Genomic DNA, 22668 nt, shown 5'->3' on the forward strand with positions numbered 1-22668 from the left:
TTATTTAACTTAATACCAACTATTATGGGTTTAATAATTAACAGTTCAAGTAATTTTTTTGAATTAGCCGGTGTGTTAAATCAAGAAAACGTAGTAGACTTACAAAGAGTTATCCGAAAAGGTCTAAAGAAGTACGATCAACTTACCATCAGTATCGAAGCTGTAGAGAGTATAGACCGTTACGGCGTTAAAGCTATAGCAGAACTTCATGACGAAGCGCTGAATAATGACAAAAGATTGTCTATAGTAGGTTACGGCTGTAAAGATTTATACAATCATTTTAAGTCTACCGACGCCGCTGCCTAAAATACTAAAGGAATTTTTTTTGGTTTTTAAAAAACGCATCTGCTTGTAATTGCATGAGTTCTCTTGCTTTTTTCCGCTTATATGTGTAGAGCTCTTCTTCTTGCTCTATGTCTGAATAAATGCGGTCGTTAATCAAGTTGTCTGTTTTTAGTAGGTGCCCCCTTTGATTTTTATTTTGAAGTACATCTGTTTTTATAGCAGTTTCTTGGTCTTCAAGTTTAAAATCGTAGGCTCCTCTTGGTGATAATAGTTTGGCAAAAATTGGAGAAGTTTCTATGGCTAAGAATAGCAGAAAAATAAAGAACGACGGAAGCCAAGGTAACTCACCTAGGGCATTGACTCTTGCCATTAGTCCGTCAAAATTGTTTATGATAGGTTGTGAGTAAGCTACCTGTGTTTCGTAGTCAGTCTTGAGTTTTGCAATTTGAGCTTCGGCATCTTTGATTTTTATTTTGTTATCGGTTTTTAGCGCTTGCAACTCGGTTAAAAGAGCATCATGTTTCTCTCTTTTTTCTTTGTATACAGGTCCTTTTCCAACTCGTTTAGTACCTGATGTTCCTTCGGCCTCGGCAATATATTTGTCGTATAACTGGTTCACTTCAGCCTCTTTGGTGTCTATTTCTAGGCGTAAAGACTCTATGGTATTATTTAAATCTGTTATTGATGGGGCATACTGTTCGGCAATTTGGGTTTTATTATCAAGTGTTAGTTTGTTTTTCTGTTCTAGCAAGACTTGGTCGATTTCCTTTTGGAAAATTTTCAGCTCAAGAGGTTTAGATATAACAATTGCAATAATTACAGCCAATATAAGTCTTGGAGTGGCCTGAATAAGTTCATCGGTAATATTGCCGGTTTTTTTAATTGTTGAAACGATATAGCGGTCCAGATTGAAGATTAGAAGCCCCCAAACCAATCCGAAGACAATAGCAGCAAATAAGTTATCGAATACCGTGTAAAGTGCATAGCTTGCAGCGATTGATGCCATTAAGGCCGTAAAGAAAACTGTAGCGCCTATACCAACATATTTGTTTTGTTCGCCCTTAGAACATTGGTTTAAAATATCTGTATCGGCACCCGAGCAGATGATAAAAAATTGCTTTAACATAATAGATTCGTTTTTCTGATTGATTGACTATTAGAACGTTAAAGCAGTGTTTTTGTTACACGTTTTTAAGAAAAGTTAAGATTTTTTAGACCGAATACTTTCTATAATGACTGTGCCCAAAATGAGGGCACCACCTATAAAAGTATTTATGGTTGGGATTTCATTTAGGAAGATGAAGGCTATTATGATTCCGCAAATGGGTTGTGCACTACCAATAATACTTGCTGTGCTTACAGAGAAATACTTTAAGCTAGTAATGAATAAAGAGTGACCTATGGCAGTGGTGACTAAACCTAAAATAAGTAAATAGGGAATTTGTGTTTGTAAATTACTAATGTCCATTTTAAACAAAACAGGAATTAAAATAATACTTACTATTAGAGACTGCATCATCATAATTACCGTGCCGTTATAATTGTCTACATGGCGTTTTAGAATAAGGTTTCTAATGGCGTAACAAAATGCTGAAAACACCCCAAAGAGAATACCTTTTAAATGATCGCTCTCAAAGTTAAATTCTGGTGCAAGTATGTAAATGCCCAATAGTACTACTAAAGCAAGTATAATATGTGTTGGGTTGAATTTGGACTTTGTAAAAAAGGGCTCAAGTAAGGCAGTGATTACAGGAAATGTAAACATAGAAAGCATACCAATGGCTACATTCGATAGTTTTAGAGCATAAAAATAAGTTACCCAATGCCCACCCAATAACAGGGAACTTATTAGCAAGGTTGGAATGTCTTTTTTTGAATGTATTTTAATGCTTAGTTTTCTAATGCGGCAAAAAACAAACAAGAATATAGCTGCTAAAGCACTTCTAAACCAAATGGTTACAGGGGTAGGGAGGTCTATAAATTTACCTAAAGTGCCAGAGGTGCTTATTAAAATGGTTGCAAGCCCTAATAAAAGTAAATGATTGTTATGTTGGTTTTTCATGGTATTTAAGTGTCTGCTTTGCGTTAGGGATTGCAGTGGAAATCCTTTTTGAGAGGTGCGAACAAAAAGATTGCAACGTAAAGCCCGACCCTAGTGCTAATCTGCATGCCGGCAGGCAGGCGCACAAATTATATTTTGCAAAAGTAGCTTTTATCTTGAAAGCTCGGTAAAATGTTTGTAAAAATAAGGGATGGTTTCTATGCCTTTTAAATAATTCCACATACCAAAATGTTCGTTTGGAGAATGGATGGCGTCGCTATCTAATCCAAAGCCCATCAAGATGGTTTTGCTTTTAAGTTCTTCTTCAAATAAAGCTACGATTGGAATACTACCACCGCTTCGTTGCGGAATTGGTGTTTTGCCAAAAGTTTCGGCATACGCTTTTGAGGCGGCTTGGTAACCAATACTGTTAAGTGGTGTTACATAGCCATTACCGCCATGATGAGGTCTTACCACCACTTTTACACCTTTTGGGGCAATACTTTCGAAATGAGATTCGAATAATTCAGTGATTTCTGACCAGTCTTGATTCGGCACTAAACGCATGGAGATTTTAGCAAAAGCTTTACTTGGGATTACGGTTTTGGCACCTTCGCCAATATAACCGCCCCAGATACCATTAACATCTAGAGTGGGTCTAACGGAATTTCTTTCGTTAGTAGAATAGCCTTGCTCGCCATAAACAGACTCAATGTTTAATGCGTCTTGGTAATCTTGTAAAGAGAAAGGCGCTTTAGCCATTTCGGCTCGTTCTTCACTGGAGAGTTCTTCTACCTTATCATAGAACCCGGGAATAGTAATGCGGTTATTGTTGTCGTGAAGCGAGGCAATCATCTTGGTTAGAATATTTATTGGGTTAGCAACAGCGCCACCATATAGTCCAGAATGTAAATCGCGGTTAGGTCCCGTAACTTCAACTTCTACATAGCTAAGTCCTCTTATGCCAGTGGTTATGGATGGTGTATCGTTAGCAATCATGCCAGTGTCAGATATCAAGATAACATCGTTTTTTAGCCGTTCTCGATTCTCTTTTACAAAGGTTCCTAAACTTTTACTGCCTACTTCCTCTTCACCCTCTATCATAAACTTTACGTTACAGGGTAATTGATTGGTAGAAATCATATACTCTACGGCTTTTACGTGCATAAATAGTTGCCCTTTGTCGTCGCAAGCACCTCGGGCAAAAATAGCGCCGTCGGGATGTTTTTTAGTGTTTTTTATAACAGGCTCAAAAGGTGGTGAATCCCAAAGCTCTATGGGGTCTGGTGGCTGTACATCATAATGTCCGTAAACCAAAACTGTAGGTAAATCTTTGTTTATTATTTTTTCGCCATAAACTATGGGGTAACCTTTGGTTTCGCAAACTTCCACAAAATCGCATCCTGCTTTTTCCAAATTCGTTTTAATGACTTCGGCGGTTTTTAGGACGTCGTTTTTATAAGCCGAATCGGCACTTATAGAAGGTATTTTAATAAGTTCAAAAAGTTCGTCTAAAAAACGTTGTTTATTGGCTTTTATATAAGATGTAATGGTATCCATAGAAATTGTGTTAGTCTACCAAAAGTATAAAAAAGAATGTTTTTTATAGGTAGAAGTTTGCAATTTAAAAGTATTGATTATATTTGCAGTCCTTTAGCGGATGTGGTGGAATTGGTAGACACGCTAGACTTAGGATCTAGTGCCGCGAGGCGTGGGGGTTCGACTCCCTTCATCCGCACCAATTTTTTGAAGAGCTTCTCAATTTTGAGAGGCTTTTTTATTTCCTGAAATTCAACTTAAACGGTTTCGTACATTTTCATTAAAATGTTGGGTTTTTGCCCCTTCAACTCATTAAAGATTATATATTTGCAAAAAATATTTTCCCACCAATATTTCGGGATTGGAACAACAAAAATAACTTTACATTAAAATGAACAAACAAATAGATCAGCAGGCAGCAGATAATATCAGAGCTTTGGCTGTAGCCATGGTAGAGAAGGCGAATTCTGGGCACCCAGGAGGACCTATGGGAGGTGCAGATTTTATGCATATTCTTTATTCGGAATTCTTTAATTACGATCCTGCCGATATGACCTGGCCATTTAGAGACAGGTTTTTTATGGATGCTGGTCACTTGTCTACTTTAATGTATGCTCAGTATTACCTTTTGGGCAACTATAAGAAAGAAGATGTTGCTAACTTCCGCCAGTGGGGTTCTATAACTCCTGGTCATCCAGAAGTTGATTTTGAAAGAGGTATAGAAAATACATCTGGTCCATTAGGTCAAGGGCACACTATGGGTGTTGGAGCAGCTATTGCTGCGAAATTTCTTGAAGCTAGATTTGGGGATTGGGTAAACCACAAAATTTATGGATTTATTTCAGATGGTGGTGTGCAAGAAGAGATTTCGCAAGGAGCAGGTAGAATTGCCGGTCACTTGGGGTTAAGTAACTTCATCATGTTCTTCGATTCTAACGATATTCAGTTGTCAACTTCAACTGATGAGGTGACTACTGAAGATACAGCAATGAAATACGAAGCTTGGGGTTGGAAAGTTGTCACTATCGATGGCCACGACCATGACCAAATTAGAAAGGCTTTAACCGATGCTAATAACGAAACCGAAAAACCAACACTTATTATTGGTAAAACCATTATGGGTAAAGGTTGTGTTGCTGCCGATGGAAGCATGTACGAAGGCCATTGTGAGCTTCATGGTAAACCAATAGGTGCAACTGGTGCAGATTACGAAAAGACTTTATTGAATTTGGGTGCAGACGTAAATAACCCATTCGATATTTACAGTGATGTAGAAGCTTTCTACAAAAATATAGTTGAAGAGAAAAAAGTCGCCGCTGCTAAAAAGAAAGCAGAGATTGAAGCTTGGAGGCAAAACAACGAAGCTTTAGCAAATAAGTTAGATCATTTCTTCTCTGGAGAACTTCCAGAATTAGATTTTGAATCTATAGAGCATAAGGGTGGATTGGCAACAAGAGCAGCTTCTGCAAATGTATTGGCTTATTTAGCCGATAACGTGGAGAATATGATTGTGTCTTCTGCAGATTTATCAAACTCTGATAAAACCGACGGCTTCTTAAATAAAACTACCGCACTTCAAAAAGGAGATTTTAGTGGTTCGTTCTTACAAGCTGGTGTAGCAGAATTAACAATGGCATGTATTGCCAATGGTATAGCATTACACGGCGGTATTATTCCAGTAGTGGCCACGTTCTTCGTATTTTCAGATTATATGAAACCTGCAATTAGGTTAAGTGCTATACAAGAATTACCTGTTAAATATGTATGGACACACGATGCCTTTAGAGTTGGAGAAGATGGTCCTACACATCAACCTATAGAGCAAGAAGCTCAAATTCGATTATTGGAGAAACTTAAAAATCATAGTGGTGATCAAAGTTTCTTAGCATTGCGTCCTGCAGATTCAGCTGAGACTTCAGTGGCTTGGAAAATGGCACTAGAAAATGATAAAACGCCTTCTGGTTTAATTTTATCAAGACAAGGCATTAAGGATGTGCCGGCTATTAATACCTCAAGATATGATGAAGCCTTAGGAGCTGAAAAAGGTGGTTACCTTGTTAAATCCGTTGAGAATCCAGATGTTGTTTTAGTAGCAAATGGATCGGAAGTTTCAACATTGGTTGCTGCAGCTGAGATTTTAGAATCTGAAAAAGGACTTAAGGTAAGTATAGCTTCTGTGATTTCAGAAGGTTTGTTTAGACAGCAATCCAAAGCATACCAAGAAAGTGTAATACCAACAGATAAGCCATTGTTTGGATTGACAGCCGGATTACCAGTTAACTTAGAGACCTTAGTTGGACCAAATGGAAAAGTATTTGGATTAGATCACTTTGGGTACTCTGCGCCTGCAGGTGTACTTGACGAGAAATTCGGTTTTACAGGTGAACAAGCCAGTAAAAATATATTAGAGTATTTAGAAACTGTTTTAGTAAAATAATAAATAAACGACATGAAATTTTTTATCGATACAGCCAACCTAGAAGATATAGCTGAAGCACAAGCGTTAGGGGTTTTAGATGGTGTAACAACAAACCCTTCGTTAATGGCGAAAGAAGGCATTACAGGAGAGGAAAATATCTTAAACCATTACAAAAAGATTTGTGAAATTGTTGAAGGTGATGTTAGTGCAGAGGTAATTTCTACCGATTTTGAAGGTATGGTTAAAGAAGGTGAAGCCCTAGCAGCTTTGCACCCTCAAATTGTAGTTAAGCTACCTTTAATTGCTGATGGTATCAAAGCATGTAAATATTTTTCTGATAAAGGCATAAGAACAAACGTAACTCTAGTGTTCTCAGCGGGACAAGCCTTGTTAGCCGCAAAAGCAGGAGCAACTTATGTATCGCCATTTCTAGGAAGGTTAGATGATATTTCTACAGACGGACTAAATCTTATTGCTGAAATTCGTCAGATTTATGATAATTACGGTTTCGGAACTGAAATTTTAGCAGCTTCAATCCGTCACACCATGCACGTTATTGATTGTGCTAAATTAGGGTCTGATGTTATGACAGGTCCGTTATCATCTATCACTGGATTATTGAAACATCCGTTAACAGATATTGGTTTAGCTAAGTTCTTAGCAGATTATAAAAAAGGAAACTAATTCATCTAGTTAGTTATAAAGAACAAAAAGCTCCTCTTTATCGAGGAGCTTTTTGTTTTTTAAAGCCTTTAGGATATTTTTATTGTTCTAGGTGGCTTTTGCTTAGCTTCTTCACGTTTAGGAATTTCTATACCTAAAATACCTTCTTTGTATGTAGCCTTGATTTTGTCGCTTTCAACCGTATCCGGTAATGTAAAAGTACGTTTGAAAGAAGAGTAGCCAAACTCTTTTCTTGTATAAGTTTCTTCCACATGTTCGTTTTCTTGTTTTGTTTCGGCAGAAATAGATAAAACGTCATTATCCAAATCGATTGTAAAATCAGATTTTTGCATTCCAGGAATTGCCATATCCAAAAAATAAGCATCTGGTGTTTCACGGATATTTACTTGTGGTAATAATGCTCCTTTACTAAAATTTGAAGGTGAAAATGATGGAAAATCTTTGAAAAACCAATCGTCTAAAGACGAAAATATTGGGGAATTTGACATTTTATTCTTGTTTGTCAAACTTCCATTTCTAGATGTTGTTACTAAATTACTCATAACATTAAATTTTTAGTTTCGACAATTATTTTAATTACTTCACTCACTTATGGACAATTTTAATACCAATCGAAAATTTGTCATTCATATGTTAATTTTTTAAGAATCACTGACTTTTTATTCAGTAGAAAGTGTTTTGTTATTGACAAAATATCAGTTAGGCAGTGTTTTTGTTGTCATTTTGTCATTAATTATGCGTGATAGTGATAATTATACTACTTAAAGTAATTGGAATGAAATTTGAAATATCGACATCGGTAATTTTTTTATGGTTTAACATTTAAAATTTTTAGATTATGAAGAGAAAACCTGTTAAAGTGAAACTCATAGGTAGAAAGGGTAAGGCCTATCAAATTAAGTTTCCAAATTTAAAGATTCCTGTTACAGTTGATGAATATCTTTACAATAAGATGCTACACAGTGCTGAGTATCAATTTTGCAATTCTGGGTCGGCTGTAAAGAAAACTTATTCGGCGTGAGTTAAAAGGGCTTAAACATCTGGGCATCTCTAAATTAGTTGTCTCTTGAAATGCGCGCCAATAAAAAAAGCTCCTTGATTATTAGGAGCTTTTTTTGTTTAAACTAAACAAACTACAAAAAAACTAAACTATTTTTTTAATACTTATTAAACCTATGGTTCTACAGAGAATTTAAATATTTGTGATTCTGAATTATTATTGTTCTCGTCGTGAGTTATAATTTGCCAAAAGTATGTGTTCCCAGAGTTTACATTCACCATATAACTATTAGCTGTGGTGGTTGATACTTTTGTTGTGGGTGGATTGGACATACCAAAAAATACATCATATTCTTTAATATCGTTATCAACGTCAGAGCCTTTCCATTGAAGCATAGTACTTGTGGTGTTCTTTAATGTTTCCGATAAAGCTGGAGCAACCAACTCTGCAGGAAATGGAGCGTAAGAGGTTGTGGCTTCTCCGGCATTATAAAATTTCCAAGTAGAACTTTGAGCAGTCGTTGTTCCTGAGTTCTTTGATACAACGTACCAAGAATATGGGGTGCCTCTTAAAATCGTAACCTGTTTTTCAGAAATATTACTAGTGTAATTTAGTGTGCTCAGCGTATTAAGGTTTTTTACAAACAATTGATATGATGTTGCATTACTGGCATCATTCCAGTTAAAAGTTATAGTACTTTCGGTACTTGTTAGATTAGATCCTGTTGTACATTCAGAGTTTTGCTCTGGAAATACCAAACTAGCAGCACCAGGTGGGTCTATTGTAATTGGATCTGGGTCTGGATCTGGCATTTCATTTCCTCCTCCGCCACTACTACAATTAAAAAGTAAAATCGAGAAAATGAAACTTCCTAAAAGATATGTATTTAACTTTTTCATTATTTCTTGACTATTTTAAAGCTTTTGTGATTTCCGTTTCTGTTAACTCTTAAAATATAGATTCCTCTGGAAAGTTCCGAAGTATCCAAGCTAACCATATTCTTATTTGAATTACTTTGAATAAGTACTTTATTACCTAAAACCGAATAGAGTTCTACTTTAACATTGGCTGCAGTAGTGTTAACAGTGCCCAAATATATGTTAAGTCTATTGGTTATGGGATTAGGGAAAGCCTTGATTTCGTCTCCAAAGAAAATGGTTTCTTTATAGATACCTTGACAGTCCTTGTCTGTTTTAATGATAATTTTGTTTTGGCCCTTCTCGAGTGGTAATTCTACAAAAGAGGCACTGGTATTTGTTACAACGCCATTAATATTTATGGTGTAGGCAAGACCGCCCTCAAGGTTTAGGGAAACAGAGCCTTTATCATCTAAAACTTTTGAAAGTACCGATAAGTCTTGTGGTTCTGTGATGGTAACGTTAAAACATTGCTCGTAATCTGCTTGCCCTTCAACGGTTATGCATATACGATACTCTCCTGCTGATAGGTCAGATTTAATATATGAAGTAGTGAATGTTTCTGAGTTATTTAGACCATTACCAGTTATCGTTGCAGTGTAATTTAGATTTTTTATGGCCAAAATATCAATAATGCCATTGTTGCTATTTCTACAGGTTTCATTGGCAGCCTGTAGTCTGAAATTATCTGCTGGTAGCGTAAATACTTCACAACCTGTAGCATCTACGGTAGCACCTAATGGTGTGTTTGCACATGAGTCTTGGTTGTTAGGAATACCGTCGCTATCTAAATCATCAGGATCTATAACAGGTTGGGTTCCATAAACACGATACTCTCCTGGCGCTAGAGATATAGACGAAGTTGTGTTCGATACCTCTAGAGGGGTATTATTGTTCATTATACTGTACCAAGTTCCTGTCTTAGGGAAATTGGGGTTTATGGATTTATTTACCAAATCAAAATTGGCGATGACAACCACATCGAAATTACCAGAATTATCGTTAAGGTTTATGCGTTTTACTAAGCCATCTAAACTATATGAAAAATTGGTAGTATTAAATGTGGAGGGATAATCTGTTTTTAGTTGTATCATTTTAGCAGTGGCGTCATACAATTTTAAGCGACTTTCATCTTTATCGTAATTTAACGACCAGGCCACAGGTTTTCTGTCTAGTCTACAACTTCCATTTTCAATATTGTTTTCACAATTAATGCTTTTATCGTAACCAAGCTCTCCAAATTGCCATAACATTTTTGGCCCCGGAATACTGTAGAATATTGCCGTGGCTGCTTCGATTCTATCTAATGCAGTTTGAAAGTCTTTAGTGTCGTGCTCCTCGTTGGCATTTCCATTGTTTATGTTTCTTACCATAAGTCGCTCTTCGTCATGACTTTCCATATATCCCACCACACCTGGTTTTGTCCAATTACGCTCGGTATAAGACAGCCATGATACATTAGCATCAGATGAAAAACCCATAGTGTTTTGATTAAAACTGTGGTTAAGATTGCCCCAGAGCATAAAACCATAATCTGCAAGTTCCTTTTCTTCGCTATTATCGGCAAAATGTTCTAGAATAAGGTAGGCGTCAGAAGACACGTTGTTCCAAATATAGCTACCGTAATCTTGGAGAATAGCTATTCTTGAAGCATCACGATTTCCCCAAGCTCCAACGTTATCTGGATTGTTTGTTTGTGTAAAACCTTTAGATAGGTCGAATCTAAATCCATCAACTTTAAATTCTTCAACCCAATATTTAAGCGTTTGTTTTACATAGGTTTTTGTATAACTGCTTTCATGGTTGAAGTCATAACCTACATTAAAAGGATGTTTAGCATCTGGGTTTAGCCACGGATTTTCAGCAGTGGGTTTAAAGTTTGCACTGTCCCAATAGAGTTGTGCTAACGGGCTCTGGCTAAATGCATGATTATATACAACATCAATAATAACTGCTATACCTCTTTGATGACATGAGTCTACAAATTCTTTAAAATGGTTTTGAGTGCCGTAATATTTGTCTAAAGCTCCATGAAAAGAAGGGTTGTATCCCCAACTATCATTGCCTTCAAATTCACTAATCGGCATTAATTCAATGGCATTAATACCTAGATTTTCTAAATAATCTAGATGGGTCATTGCGGCTAAAAAGGAATCCTCCTCGGTAAAGTCTCGAATTAACATTTCATAGACAATAAGGTTTTCTTTGTTAGGTTTAGAGAAATTATCAATTTGCCAATTATATGCTGTTTCATTTATTTGAAAAGTAGAAGCTATACCTGTAGCGCCACTTGGGTAATCCATTAGGTTGGGATAGGTGGTCTCTGATATAAAATTGTCATTGCTAGGGTCTAAAACTTTTTTGGAATAGGGGTCAGCAACGGTTAAGCTGTAATCTACATGGTATTGATAGGCATATTCAATGTCTGGGTCTAATCCGTTAACTGTTAACCAAAACGTATCATTATCCTTTTTCATTTGGTATGCAGGATTAAGTTCCCAATTATTAAAACTACCTATTAGGAAAACATCATTTTTTAAAGGTGCTTGAAGCACAAAGGTCACAGAGCCATCATTGTTTTTATTGAGGCCATTTTCAAGTCCAGTTGGTAGCGTCTCGTTTGTAGTGGGTGTCTTAACATAAACGGATATGCTTTCGTTTTTAGACTCCGAGTTTTGACTTGCTGAAGCATTAATAGTAAAAAGTCCGGTACTGGTAAAAGTGTAGGGTGCGGTAATAGTTGTTGTGCTAGTACTTGTACCAATAGAATTGTTATTAACCTTTAATTCTAGATCTGCTAGTGTACTAGATTCTGCTGTAATTGTGATATTGTCGTTTAAGTCGAAAACATCATTATCTGAAGGATTTGTAATAGTAACATTTAAACCGGCTTCAAAAATTTTAATAAAAATGTCTGGACTGGTTTGAGACGTACCCGAACTATTTCTAAAAACTACAGCTATATCTGTGATAATATCATTTCCCGAGCCATAAAAAGTAGCAATATCAGGAGTAATTATAAGCTGATAAGTGTTGGCTCCCAAACGAGTAAGCTTTGGCTGTGTGGCATTGTTTCCCCATGAGCCAATAACATGTTTCCAGTCTGATTGTCCAGAAGAATTAGTTGTTAGTACGCCAGTATGAGCATAAACATCTCCTGTTTCGCCTTCAAGACCTGTGCCAGTAGCGTTAAATGTTATTGTTATAACATCTGAAGCTGTTGGAATAGCCGGCGATGTAGACACCTGGCCATAACTAACATATATACACAGGAAAGCTATTAAACTTAGAAGCTTTTTCATTAGTTCTTAGTTTTGGTAAAAAAGGCTATTCATAGAGAATAGCCTTTAATCACTATAATTAATTCTTAGTATAAGTCGGGTTTGCTGGATCTGAGAAATCTAAAACAAAAGAGAATGTTCCAGCTGTAGTTACTAAATTAGCACCACCAGCATCGAGAACACCATCTGCGCCATCATCACCATAATTAACTCCCCAATCGTTATTAGCTCTAAACTTATATTCTCCATCGATTAAAGTAACATCGTTTAAAACCCAAATATCGTCGAATGGACGAGACCAATCTCTCGTAAATTGAGCATCAGGAGTAGCGCCCCAGTCATTGTAAGCTCCACCAACTAAGCCCCAAACGTAATCGATTGGCTCTAGCGTGTATGTATTGTCGTTTAGGTTAACGGTTGCTATATAAATTCCTGCGGTTACAACTATATTAGCACCACCAGCATCAAGTGTTCCATCGTTACCATCATCTCCCCAATTGGTTCCCCAATCGTTATTCATTCTAAATTTCATTTCACCATCAATTAAAGTAACAATACCTCTAAATACATCTGAGTATTGATCGTACTGAAGCATGAAATCTGGAGTGGCTCCCCAATCATTGTAAGCACCTCCTACTATACCTAAAGAAAATGCTTCAATAGTATAGGTAAGGTCGTTCAAGTTCATAGTGATTTTGTAATCACCCTCGGTAACTGCAATATTTGCACCTCCAGCCTCTAGGCTTCCGTCAGCACCATTATCACCGTAATTGTTTGCCCAATCGTTGTTTTCTCTAAACTTTATCTCGCCATCAATTAAATGTGCGTAAGCTACAAGAACACCGTCTGTATCTGTAGACCAGAATGGTAAATCTGGAGTAGCTCCCCAATCATTGGCTCCAGAGCCAACAATACCCCAAGTTGTAGATAAGTCTAAGGCTGTAGCATAAGTTGTTACAGTTACAGTAACAGGGTCTGTTATTCTTTCAAGAACGCTACCCGTAGCAGTATCGGTAATTGTTGCAACGATTCGTAGCTCAATATCTCCAGAAGTATCTGCTTCTATGCCACTTTGAATAGCTGCAGCATTTAGTTGTGCATTTGTTAAGCTAATACTACTGGAATTGGTTGAACTTGCTACCTCTACCGGATTTGCAAAGTTTGTTCCTGCTAGTGCAGCCTCAAGAACATATTCTACCTGAAGCCCTAAAGATGATTCTAAAATAGGGTCATCCCATTCAAAGACCATAGCAATGGCGTCGTTATTGTCAATAGATAATTCGAAAGTATCTCCGTCTTGTACGCTGGTTACCTCAGGTTCATTTACTGGGTAGGTAGTGGCAAGCATTAATATACTGTTGCTTATCTGACCTCCTCCTAGTACTCTCATGTAAACTGGAATATCTCTAAATTGATTTGTTACAGCAGAAGTTAAAACTTCATTAAATTCCATAACGCTCATAGAGAAATTACTGTTATCTGTTGTTCCTAGTACAATAGGAGCAGTAAATTCTGCATCTTGAGACATTTCTACTGTATAAGATGAACTTCCAGTAATCTCATCTTCCCAAGAAATTGTAAACGCTGGGTTGTCTGGCAATGAGAAATTCAGAAATACCGTGCTAATACCCGGCGTGTTTAAAACAAACGCCGCATCGGGAGTTGTGATTTCAAGTGTTTCTTCTGTTTCACATGAAGTAAAAATCAAAGTGAAGGCGAGAAGACACACGCTTAGTTTATTTATAATTGATTTCATTGTCTTATTGTTTTTGTAGTTCTTATAAGTTTAATGGAATAAGTATATAACGACCAGTTAAATCGTTAAACCAGATATCGTAGTCATCTTCCACTAAAACGGGAATGGAACCGCCATTTTCTGTGGCAACACCAGAAAAACTTGTAGGGCCTCCCCAAGAAGCGCCAGCTCCTGTTTTAAAGTTTACCTCTCCTGGTGTTAATCTTACATTGTTAACATGCCATATATGACCATCGAAGGTTAATGGTGTCAGACTTTGTGAAGATGCTACACTGGAGCCTTCTACAGATAAAGATGCCGGACTTGAAACGCCTGAGGCATTAAATGGTTCGAAAGTAAAAGTGTTACTGGAAAAGTTTATCGTAAAGGTGTAGAATCCTTCAGGTATACCATCTCCGCCACCATATGGGAATCTTTCAGGGTCTGAACCTCCACCTGGATTATTTCCTACTGTAGCACCATCATCTGTTCCCCACTGTGGTTGCCACAGTCCTTTTGTTTGTAATACCTTAAAGTGACCGTTCTCTGCAAATTTTCCGGTGTAATAAAATACACTTGGATTATTTTCGTCTCTAAATAAAGGTGGATTATTGTTATTGTTGTTCCACCCTGGTGCTGTGGCATCTCCAACTAAGTAATAGTCGTTAAACACATAATTGAAGAAAGGGTATACTTCAAATTGGATAGTGTTTGAAGTAATCGATTCACTTTGTTGAGTACCTAAAGACGCAACTACGCGTGTGTATAATGGTGCCCATTCAAAAGGATTCAATCCTGCATTACCAGCTGCAGAATTTATTTCTCCTATAGAAAGTGAAATTGAAGTTCGTCCTGTTACGCTTGTTGCTGTAACGGGAGCAGAGAAAGCTTCATCCATAGAAAACTGAACGGCATAATTTACTGCTGTTTGCTGACCGTAATCAGACTCGGTCCAGTTTAAGGATACCGCAGGGTTATTAGTATTTACGGCATCTAATTCAATCTTTTTGATTGCTACGTCTGCTAATGCCGGAGCATTAGGTGCGGTTATTGCAAATAATTCAGAATCGTCATCGCATGAACCTAGGCATAGAACAAGTAATCCAATCATGCAAAGCGCTGAAATTTGTTTTATTGTTTTCATCATTTTGTTCTTATTTAGTTATTAATACCCTGGGTTTTGAGTTAAATTAGGGTTGGCTGCCATACTTCCAACGGGTATTGGAAATAGGTTAAAGTGTTCTGGTAAAGCAATACCGTTACTACCGTTGCCCTTCCAAGCCCAATTGTAACTACCGCCAGTGTATCTTCCGTAGCGTACTAAGTCTTGTCTACGGTGTGCTTCCCAATGTAACTCTCTAGATCTTTCATCGAGAATAAAATCTAATGTTAAATCTCCAGAGGAAATTAAATTAGGGTTGTTAGCTCGCGTTCTAAGGTCGTTTACATAACCAACAGCAGTAGATAAACTACCACCACCACCTCTAAGATGTGCTTCACCATACATTAAGTATACATCAGCAAGTCTGTACAATGGAAAATCTGTATCAACAAATGTCTTGTCCATACCAAAGCCACCAGTTGAGGTTGCATTAGAATATTTTTGTATGATGAAACCAGAGTCTTTATCTGATATATCTGATATATCAATAGGTCTATCAGCAGAGATGATCGTGTTTCTGTCGTCATCAGCAAAGGCCGGCCCGAATAATTCGGCAAATTGTTTTCTTACGCGTAGTGCGCCTCCCCAGCCTTCTTTACCAACACCAACTTCTTCACCATTCTTTTCTAAGCTACCAACTGATCCGTTGATCATTACGGTAGTTGGACCATAGTTTTGCGTTGTTACACCGTCTGAAACAATAGGGAAGATAATTTCGTTGGTTGCCGAATTTGTATTATTGTCGGCCATGAAATTATGCAGATAACTATCAGCTAAACTGTAACCGCTAGCTATAATTTGTTCACAATAGTTTATACATTCAGTATACTTTGCCTCACCTATATAAACCTCGGCATTCAAGTAGATTTTAGCTAGAATCATTTGAGCTACACCTCTGTCTGCACGTCCATAATCGTTCTGTCTCGCAGGTACTAAAAGCGGTTCGATTTCTTTAAGCTCCTCTTCAATGAAAGCGAATAAAAGGCCTCTGTCGTAAACCTCAGGTTGCGCGTTTATTGGAGTGGTTTCATCTGCAAAATTAGCCTTTCCAAATAAATCCATTAAATAGTAATAAGCCATTGCTCTCATTAATCTTGCCTCGGCTCGATAAGTAGCGATTTCATTTTTAGTGGCTTCAGATACGTTTCTGGCATTTAATTTTTCATCTGTAGTTTCGCGTAAAAAGTTGTTAGCGAGTGCCACAGTTAAATGAGCTCTACTAAACATACCTAAAAGTAGCGGGTTTTGGGAGGTCCAGATATTTCTTTGTAATTCTCTGGTTCCAGGGTCGTTCTCGTAAGACCAAATCATCTCATCGGCCGCTAATGTTTGGGTGTATAGTAAAACACGCCCAAATTGACTTGTTCCAGCATCTATATTTTTTAAGTTGGAACTCTCAGGGCCGTCTGTGCCTGTTAGGGCAAGATTTGCGTAAATACCAGCTAAAACTTGTACATACGCTTGCTCGTTCGCGAAAAGGTTCTCGCTTAGAACAGTTTGGTCATCGTTCGGAGTAATATTCAAATCATCGGTACATGATGTAAGTGAAACGATAAAAAGACATATTATTCCAATTGTTTTGTGCATTTTTAATCTTGTCTTCATAGTTGTTTTTTTAAAATTTAATGTTAGCTCCGGCCAAGATGGTTCTTGGTCTTGGGTATACTACATTATCAATACCTAAGGTTAAAGTAAGGTCTGAGTCGTTGTCTGTTACTTCTGGATCTAAGCCGCTGTAGTTTGTAATGGTAAATACATTTTGTACGCCACCCCAAACTCTTATGCTTTTCAATACTTTGGAAACATCATTAAAAGTATATCCTAAAGTAATATTATCCATTCTTAAGAAAGACGCGTTTTCAACAAAAATATCAGAAGTTATAACGTCTGCAGTTCTCTGGAAATTCGTCTCTAATACGCTAGTTGGGATATTTCCTAGTACAGCATTATCCAATAATAGTTCATATTGTGATCTTGAAGATCTTACGTTGTTGTAAACATAGTTTCCAAGATTTGCTCTTAAGTTAAAAGCAAAGTCGAAATTCTTGTAAAGTATGTTAGACTGAAAACCAAAGATAGCATTTGCTCCAGGGTTTTCTTTAACGTAGCGATCGTTATCATTGATAACATTGTCGCCATTAAGGTCTGCGTAAGCACCTTCTATTGGATTTCCGTTATTGTCGTATAATTGTTTAAATACATAAAATGAATTAGGTGCTTCTCCTTCTCTGTGGATTTGGATATTACTTCCAGTACCACCGCTAATACCACCTGTTCTTACATCTTGGCCAAGTGCTAATTCTTTTACCTCTCTGTCTAAAAATGTTGCATTGAAGTTAAAATCAATACTTAAATCATCATTTTTCACAACGTCTGTGTTCACAGAAAATTCTAACCCTTGAATTTGAAGCTCTCCAATATTTTGAATGATACTGTTAGAGAAGTTCGCTCCATCTGGAACAGCAGCAGTAAAAAGAAGATCGGTTGAGTTCTTTTGGAAAAAGTTTAAAGATCCAGAAACTTTATTGTTAAATAAACCGTAGTCTACACCAACTTCTAGTGTAGTTGTTTCTTCCCATTTTAAATTTGGGTTAATCTCTGAAGCTATCAAAGATTGAATCACTTGATTGTTGAATTGAAATTGAGAATCGGTTCTTCCGCCTCTATATCTGTTCAAGAAAATATCTTTTTCGCTAATAGATTGTTGACCCGTAATACCATATCCCAAACGTAGTTTTAAGTTAGAGAATACTTCCGATTCTTTCATAAAATCTTCATTGCTTATTGTCCAAGCAAAGGCAGCCGCTGGGAAATTACCCCATTGATTTTCTTTGCTAAAGCGCGATGTTCCATCTCTTCTAAAGGTAAATGTTAGTGCGTATTTATCGTCTAGTGCAACATTTGCTCTACCAAAGAAACCTATTAAAACCACATCAGGATCTAGATAGATGTCGTCTACACTTAATGGGTCTGTTATGTTTCTACCATTTTTTCCTTGATTTGTAAATTTTTGATAAGAATAACCCGCTGTTAAATCCAATCCAACATTATTAAAGTCCTTTTTATAGTTTAAGTAACCGTCAAAAAGTTCGTTTGTTCGTTCTTGGGTGTTTCTTCTTAGTTCTCCTTTGAATAAGATATCCTGGTCTGTAGTCGCCTGTAATACATCTCTACTATCAGAACCTCTAGCTTCAGTTTTATCATATCCTAAGTTTATTACAGCTCTTAATTCTGGAAGGAAGTGAAATTTATAGTCGAAATTTAAATTCCCGTAAAATCTATTGGCATCTCCCAAATCTGTTCTTTGTAATAACTTTGCTACTGGATTTGTTGTTCCGTTAGCAACTTGGTCACCAGTTCTGTGTTGGTAAAAACCACCAAAAGGAGAGCTTGGGTCGAAAACAGGTTTTGTAGGGTCATAGCGCATAGCTGCACCAATTTGTCCAGCATCGGCAAATCTGTTGTCCTCATAAGCTAAATTCGCATTCAAGCTAATTTTTAAATGGTCATCGAAAAGTTTTGGGTTTAAAGCCAAACTTAAGTTTCGTCTTTCAAACTTTGAAGTTTGAAGCGCACCCTCTTGATCAACTACACTGAAAGAGAACCTAGCAGGCAAGGCTTTAAATAGAGACCCCTGCATGGAAATATTGTGTTGTGACGATACCGTGTTTCTAAAAATCTCATCTTGCCAGTTTGTGCTCGCGGTGCCTAGAAGACTTTCGTCTAATGTAGTACCATTAATTGGTTGCGATGTTACAAGATTTCTATATTCATCTCCCGAAAAAACATCTATGGTGTTTGTAACTTCTCCAAAACTATACTGTGTGTCATAGGTAGCGCTAAATGTAGACTTACCCTTTTTTGTTACAATAATAATTACACCATTAGAAGCTCGAGAACCGTAAATTGCTGTTGCTGAAGCATCCTTTAAAACAGAAAACGAATCAATGTCGTTAGGGTTAATAGAGGCTAAAACACCTCTAGATCCCGTAACACCGTCGTTAGAAATAGGAAGACCATCTATTATAATGAGCGGATCGTTCGAACCATTAATGGATGCTCCGCCACGAATTCTAATTTGTGAACCCGAACCTGGTGCCCCACTGGTATTAATACTAACCCCAGCTATTCTACCATTAAGTAAATTTTCGGGAGTAACGATATTTCCTTTTGTAAAATCCTCAGAAGTTATGGCTTCTACAGAACCTGTAGCATCTTTTTTAGTGGTGGTACCATAACCTATAATAACGATTTCATCTAATTTTGATGCGTCTTCAGAAAGTTGCACATCTAATGTTGGTTGCCCCGAATAAGTGATTTCAAGAGCTTGATAACCTACATATGTAAATACAATAACGTCTCCGTTGTTAACTTCGATTTGGAAATTTCCATCAAAGTCTGTAGCTGTACCTGTTGTTGTTCCTTTTACAACTACATTTACCCCTGGAAGAGGAATTGAAGTTGATTTCTCTGTTACCGTCCCTTTAATTGTTGTTTGGGCAAATAATCCTATAGGTACAAAGAATAAAAGAAAAAGTAACTTATTCTTAATTGTTTTCATACAATAACTTTTAAAATTAATGTCTTAGTTAGTCAATATATTTTCACTTCTCGTTGGTAAAGCTATGTAAAGAAATTGTTAAGAGATAATTTTAAATTACGAAATTCTTAGCGAAAACGTTTTCGTGTTAACAAGTTCTTATTTTTTTGGTCTAAAAATGAATATACCGTATCTTTGAAGAATATGTTGATAATGGTTATCTTTATTGTTGTTAATGTATTTTCTTACTGAAACTGTAACTCGCTCATGAAGAGAAAGATAACTTTAAAACAAATTGCAAAAGAACTAGATGTTTCTGTATCTACAGTTTCCAAAGCCTTAAGTGGAAGCAAGGAGATAAGTGAAGATACCACCCAAAAAATACAGGCTTTTGCAAAACTCTATAACTACCGCCCTAATAATATTGCACTTAGTTTAAAGAACAGGAAGACTAAAACCATTGGCATTTTAATACCTGAGATTGTTCATCACTTTTTTTCTACTGTAATCCGTGGTATAGAAAGGGTTGCCAATCGGCGTGGCTATAATGTTATAGTTGGTTTGTCTAATGAGTCTTTTACAAAAGAAGTGATCAATATGGAACTTCTAGCGGGAGGAAGTATAGACGGTTTTATTCTTTCCATTTCTAAAGAAACCTTACTTAAACAAGACTACCATCATTTTAATGCTACAATGGATCAGGGTATGCCTATTGTTATGTTCGATCGCGTTGTTCCAGACGTAAAATGCGATAAGGTTATTGTAGACGATACGAAAGGAGCAATAAAAGCTGTAGATATGCTTGTTGAAAAGGGTTGTAAAAATATAGGCCTGATTACCACAATGGATTATGTAAGCGTAGGTAGATTAAGAACTCAAGGATATTTAGAGGCTTTGAGCAATCATAAAATTGAAGCAGATCCAGATTATATTTTAAAAATAGACGATAGTTTAGATGTTGAAAATCATTTAGAAGTTTTAGAAAATGAAATAGAAACGTTCTTTAGAATGAACAAAACTATTGATGGTCTTTTTGCTGTTAACGAACTTTATGCCGTAACAGCAATGAAAGTTGCAAGAAAGTTAGGCTTAAGTATTCCTGATGATATTCAAGTTATAGGATTCACAGATGGGGTGCTTTCTAAGCATGCCACGCCTAGGCTAACTACGGTGAGTCAGCATGGACAGAAAATCGGCGAACAGTCTGCAAACTTGTTAATTGACAGGCTAGAGGCAGAGGATGCCAAACAGGATTCTTATTTAGTTAGTGGTGATGTGAAAAGGGACTTTATTAAGATGGTTATTGAGACCGATATTATTGAAAGAGAATCTACCAAATAGCGGCTTCCCTTATTCTCTCTAAAAAAAGAGATACACTCAAAATGAATAGAGCGAAAATATGATTGCTTAATCATTTTCAACCTCCAAGGATTTGCTTGTGCTGAGTGAAGATTTAGTCACCGCCTTGTAGATTTTCAGTTATTTAATAGCTTATAAGTTGAGTGTAGAGTATTTGTATAAGCTATTGGTTTTTAAGGTGTTTTTGGTGTTTTCTGCTTTTACAATTTGTTGCGCCAAAATTGTGTTTAATAATTTTTTTAGGATAATATAAAATCTTTTATATATCTTTGATGCGAAATCAAAACTTATATTTTCACTTCTCACGTAAGTTTTGATAAGTAAATATCGCTTATCAAATAGTATTAATTAAACATACTATTTAATGGAAAAGCGTAGATTAAGTTTCTTGGAAATCTGGAACATGAGTTTCGGTTTTTTGGGAATCCAAATGGGTTTCGCCCTTCAAAATGCAAACGCAAGTAGAATTCTTCAAATCTTTGGTGCAGATGTTCATCATTTGTCATGGTTTTGGATTATAGCGCCTTTAATGGGCTTGATTGTTCAGCCAATTATTGGGCATTATTCTGATAAAACTTGGAATAGATTTGGAAGACGTAAGCCTTACTTTTTGGTAGGAGCTATTTTAGCTTCTGTAGGTCTAATCTTGATGCCTCAAGCAGACATTTTTATTGCATTCCTTCCAGCACTTTGGGTTGGAGCGGGAATGTTAATGATTATGGATGCTTCGTTTAATATAGCAATGGAGCCATTCCGAGCCTTGGTTGGAGATAACCTAAGGACAGATCAGAGAACAGCTGGGTTTAGTGTTCAGACTGCTTTGATTGGTTTTGGAGCTGTAATAGGATCTTGGTTGCCTTACGCGCTAACTAATTGGTTTGGTGTTTCTAACGAAGCGACTGAAGGTACTGTGCCTTTCAATTTGATACTTTCATTCATCATTGGAGCTGTAATTTTAATTGGTTCAATTTTAGTTACAGTAACCACTACTAAGGAATACACTCCAGAGGAACTAGCTAGTTTTGACAATGAAAATACTGATGAAACTCTAGAAGGAGAATCTAGCTTGATGGATATTTTTGAAGACTTCAAAAAGATGCCTGAAACGATGAGGCAGTTAAGTTGGGTGCAATTCTTTTCTTGGTTTGGGCTATTTGGTATGTGGGTTTTTGCAACTCCTGCAATAGCTCAACATGTTTACGGATTATCCCATACAGACAGTAGTAGTACGGCTTTTCAAGATGCCGGAGATTGGGTAGGGATTCTATTTGGAGTTTACAATTTAGTATCTGCGTTTTATGCTTTTGCATTACCTCGTATTGCCAAAAAAGTAGGTAGAAAGAAAACACATGCTATTTCACTAATCATAGGTGGAATAGGGATGTTGTCAATTTATATCATGCCAGATAAAAATTGGTTAATTCTTTCTATGATTGGTGTTGGTATTGCTTGGGCAAGTATTTTGGCTATGCCCTATGCAATTCTTGCAGGATCTATTTCTCCAAGAAAAATGGGTGTATACATGGGGATTTTTAATTTCTTCATTGTGATACCTCAGATAATCAATGCTTTAATTGGAGGTCCATTAGTAAAGTATGTTTACGGTAATCAAGCAATTTTCGCTTTAGTTATGAGTGGTGTCAGCTTTTTAATTGCTGCTGCATTAGTTTCTAAAGTGAAAGATGTAGATGATGTAATTCAATAAG

General features: G+C 36.7%; 16 protein-coding genes and 1 tRNA gene. 7 read left to right on the forward strand and 10 right to left on the reverse strand.

From position 1 onward, the window contains the following. The first annotated feature begins 24 nt into the window (after window positions 1–24). Window positions 25–306, forward strand: coding sequence for an STAS domain-containing protein (locus tag M0214_RS08025; protein WP_248722051.1), 282 nt, complete (start codon window positions 25–27; stop codon window positions 304–306). Between the two features lie 4 nt (window positions 307–310). Here M0214_RS08025 and M0214_RS08030 read toward each other — a convergent pair whose 3' ends face one another. The 3 genes from M0214_RS08030 to M0214_RS08040 all read right to left on the reverse strand — a co-directional run bounded on the left by M0214_RS08030 (window position 311) and on the right by M0214_RS08040 (window position 3886). Next, window positions 311–1411 (reverse strand): DUF4407 domain-containing protein, encoded by a 1101-nt coding sequence (locus M0214_RS08030; RefSeq protein WP_248722052.1) that lies wholly within the window; start codon window positions 1409–1411, stop codon window positions 311–313. Window positions 1412–1486: 75 nt separating this feature from the next. Next, the gene (locus M0214_RS08035) at window positions 1487–2347 is read right to left on the reverse strand and encodes a DMT family transporter (RefSeq protein WP_248722053.1); all 861 of its coding nucleotides are present in this window, start codon (window positions 2345–2347) and stop codon (window positions 1487–1489) included. Between the two features lie 150 nt (window positions 2348–2497). Then, complete coding sequence (locus M0214_RS08040; protein ID WP_248722054.1) at window positions 2498–3886, reverse strand: dipeptidase; 1389 nt, start codon at window positions 3884–3886, stop codon at window positions 2498–2500. A gap of 96 nt (window positions 3887–3982) precedes the next feature. Here M0214_RS08040 and M0214_RS08045 point away from each other — a divergent pair. The 3 genes from M0214_RS08045 (at window position 3983) to fsa (ending at window position 6968) form a co-directional block, all read left to right on the forward strand. Beyond that, a tRNA-Leu gene (locus M0214_RS08045) sits at window positions 3983–4067 on the forward strand. Between the two features lie 189 nt (window positions 4068–4256). After that, complete coding sequence (locus tag M0214_RS08050) at window positions 4257–6302, forward strand: transketolase (protein ID WP_248722055.1); 2046 nt, start codon at window positions 4257–4259, stop codon at window positions 6300–6302. Between the two features lie 12 nt (window positions 6303–6314). Continuing rightward, on the forward strand, window positions 6315–6968 hold the full coding sequence (gene fsa / locus M0214_RS08055; RefSeq protein ID WP_248722056.1) for a fructose-6-phosphate aldolase: 654 nt from the start codon (window positions 6315–6317) through the stop codon (window positions 6966–6968). A gap of 68 nt (window positions 6969–7036) precedes the next feature. Here the strand turns inward: fsa and M0214_RS08060 are convergent, their stop codons facing one another. Further along, complete coding sequence (locus M0214_RS08060) at window positions 7037–7510, reverse strand: Hsp20/alpha crystallin family protein (protein WP_248722057.1); 474 nt, start codon at window positions 7508–7510, stop codon at window positions 7037–7039. A 296-nt stretch (window positions 7511–7806) separates the two neighbouring features. On the opposite strand from M0214_RS08060, the gene M0214_RS08065 reads away from it, so the two are divergent. After that, on the forward strand, window positions 7807–7989 hold the full coding sequence (locus M0214_RS08065) for a hypothetical protein (RefSeq protein ID WP_248722058.1): 183 nt from the start codon (window positions 7807–7809) through the stop codon (window positions 7987–7989). A 152-nt stretch (window positions 7990–8141) separates the two neighbouring features. Here M0214_RS08065 and M0214_RS08070 read toward each other — a convergent pair whose 3' ends face one another. The 6 genes from M0214_RS08070 to M0214_RS08095 are packed head-to-tail and all read right to left on the reverse strand — an operon-like array spanning window position 8142 to window position 19624. Then, complete coding sequence (locus tag M0214_RS08070; RefSeq protein WP_248722059.1) at window positions 8142–8867, reverse strand: hypothetical protein; 726 nt, start codon at window positions 8865–8867, stop codon at window positions 8142–8144. Then, window positions 8867–12187, reverse strand: coding sequence for an alpha-amylase family glycosyl hydrolase (locus M0214_RS08075; protein WP_248722060.1), 3321 nt, complete (start codon window positions 12185–12187; stop codon window positions 8867–8869). Before M0214_RS08075 ends, M0214_RS08070 begins: the two co-directional genes overlap by 1 nt. A gap of 58 nt (window positions 12188–12245) precedes the next feature. Beyond that, window positions 12246–13922 carry a SusE domain-containing protein gene (locus M0214_RS08080; protein ID WP_248722061.1) on the reverse strand — a complete coding sequence of 559 codons (1677 nt, stop codon included), beginning with the start codon at window positions 13920–13922 and terminating at the stop codon, window positions 12246–12248. A 22-nt stretch (window positions 13923–13944) separates the two neighbouring features. Next, window positions 13945–15048, reverse strand: a complete 1104-nt coding sequence (locus M0214_RS08085) for a SusE domain-containing protein (protein WP_248722062.1) — start codon at window positions 15046–15048, stop codon at window positions 13945–13947. Window positions 15049–15066: 18 nt separating this feature from the next. Next, window positions 15067–16668, reverse strand: coding sequence for a RagB/SusD family nutrient uptake outer membrane protein (locus tag M0214_RS08090; RefSeq protein WP_248722063.1), 1602 nt, complete (start codon window positions 16666–16668; stop codon window positions 15067–15069). A gap of 10 nt (window positions 16669–16678) precedes the next feature. Further along, on the reverse strand, window positions 16679–19624 hold the full coding sequence (locus M0214_RS08095; protein ID WP_248722064.1) for a SusC/RagA family TonB-linked outer membrane protein: 2946 nt from the start codon (window positions 19622–19624) through the stop codon (window positions 16679–16681). Between the two features lie 246 nt (window positions 19625–19870). Here M0214_RS08095 and M0214_RS08100 point away from each other — a divergent pair, with 246 nt between their 5' ends. Together M0214_RS08100 and M0214_RS08105 are read left to right on the forward strand one after the other, a co-directional pair. Next, window positions 19871–20944, forward strand: coding sequence for a LacI family DNA-binding transcriptional regulator (locus tag M0214_RS08100; protein ID WP_248722065.1), 1074 nt, complete (start codon window positions 19871–19873; stop codon window positions 20942–20944). A gap of 382 nt (window positions 20945–21326) precedes the next feature. Beyond that, on the forward strand, window positions 21327–22667 hold the full coding sequence (locus M0214_RS08105; protein ID WP_248722066.1) for an MFS transporter: 1341 nt from the start codon (window positions 21327–21329) through the stop codon (window positions 22665–22667). The last annotated feature ends 1 nt before the right edge of the window (window position 22668 follow it).

The sequence above is a fragment of the Seonamhaeicola sp. ML3 genome (assembly GCF_023273855.1).
Classification (GTDB): Bacteria; Bacteroidota; Bacteroidia; order Flavobacteriales; family Flavobacteriaceae; genus Seonamhaeicola.

Bases quoted from the DNA above. Each gene is read 5' to 3' on its own strand.
- M0214_RS08025 (WP_248722051.1), top strand. From the start codon at position 25: ATGGGTTTAATAATTAACAGTTCAAGTAATTTTTTTGAATTAGCCGGT.
- M0214_RS08030 (WP_248722052.1), bottom strand. From the start codon at position 1,411: ATGTTAAAGCAATTTTTTATCATCTGCTCGGGTGCCGATACAGATATT.
- M0214_RS08035 (WP_248722053.1), bottom strand. From the start codon at position 2,347: ATGAAAAACCAACATAACAATCATTTACTTTTATTAGGGCTTGCAACC.
- M0214_RS08040 (WP_248722054.1), bottom strand. From the start codon at position 3,886: ATGGATACCATTACATCTTATATAAAAGCCAATAAACAACGTTTTTTA.
- M0214_RS08050 (WP_248722055.1), top strand. From the start codon at position 4,257: ATGAACAAACAAATAGATCAGCAGGCAGCAGATAATATCAGAGCTTTG.
- fsa (WP_248722056.1), top strand. From the start codon at position 6,315: ATGAAATTTTTTATCGATACAGCCAACCTAGAAGATATAGCTGAAGCA.
- M0214_RS08060 (WP_248722057.1), bottom strand. From the start codon at position 7,510: ATGAGTAATTTAGTAACAACATCTAGAAATGGAAGTTTGACAAACAAG.
- M0214_RS08065 (WP_248722058.1), top strand. From the start codon at position 7,807: ATGAAGAGAAAACCTGTTAAAGTGAAACTCATAGGTAGAAAGGGTAAG.
- M0214_RS08070 (WP_248722059.1), bottom strand. From the start codon at position 8,867: ATGAAAAAGTTAAATACATATCTTTTAGGAAGTTTCATTTTCTCGATT.
- M0214_RS08075 (WP_248722060.1), bottom strand. From the start codon at position 12,187: ATGAAAAAGCTTCTAAGTTTAATAGCTTTCCTGTGTATATATGTTAGT.
- M0214_RS08080 (WP_248722061.1), bottom strand. From the start codon at position 13,922: ATGAAATCAATTATAAATAAACTAAGCGTGTGTCTTCTCGCCTTCACT.
- M0214_RS08085 (WP_248722062.1), bottom strand. From the start codon at position 15,048: ATGATGAAAACAATAAAACAAATTTCAGCGCTTTGCATGATTGGATTA.
- M0214_RS08090 (WP_248722063.1), bottom strand. From the start codon at position 16,668: ATGAAGACAAGATTAAAAATGCACAAAACAATTGGAATAATATGTCTT.
- M0214_RS08095 (WP_248722064.1), bottom strand. From the start codon at position 19,624: ATGAAAACAATTAAGAATAAGTTACTTTTTCTTTTATTCTTTGTACCT.
- M0214_RS08100 (WP_248722065.1), top strand. From the start codon at position 19,871: ATGAAGAGAAAGATAACTTTAAAACAAATTGCAAAAGAACTAGATGTT.
- M0214_RS08105 (WP_248722066.1), top strand. From the start codon at position 21,327: ATGGAAAAGCGTAGATTAAGTTTCTTGGAAATCTGGAACATGAGTTTC.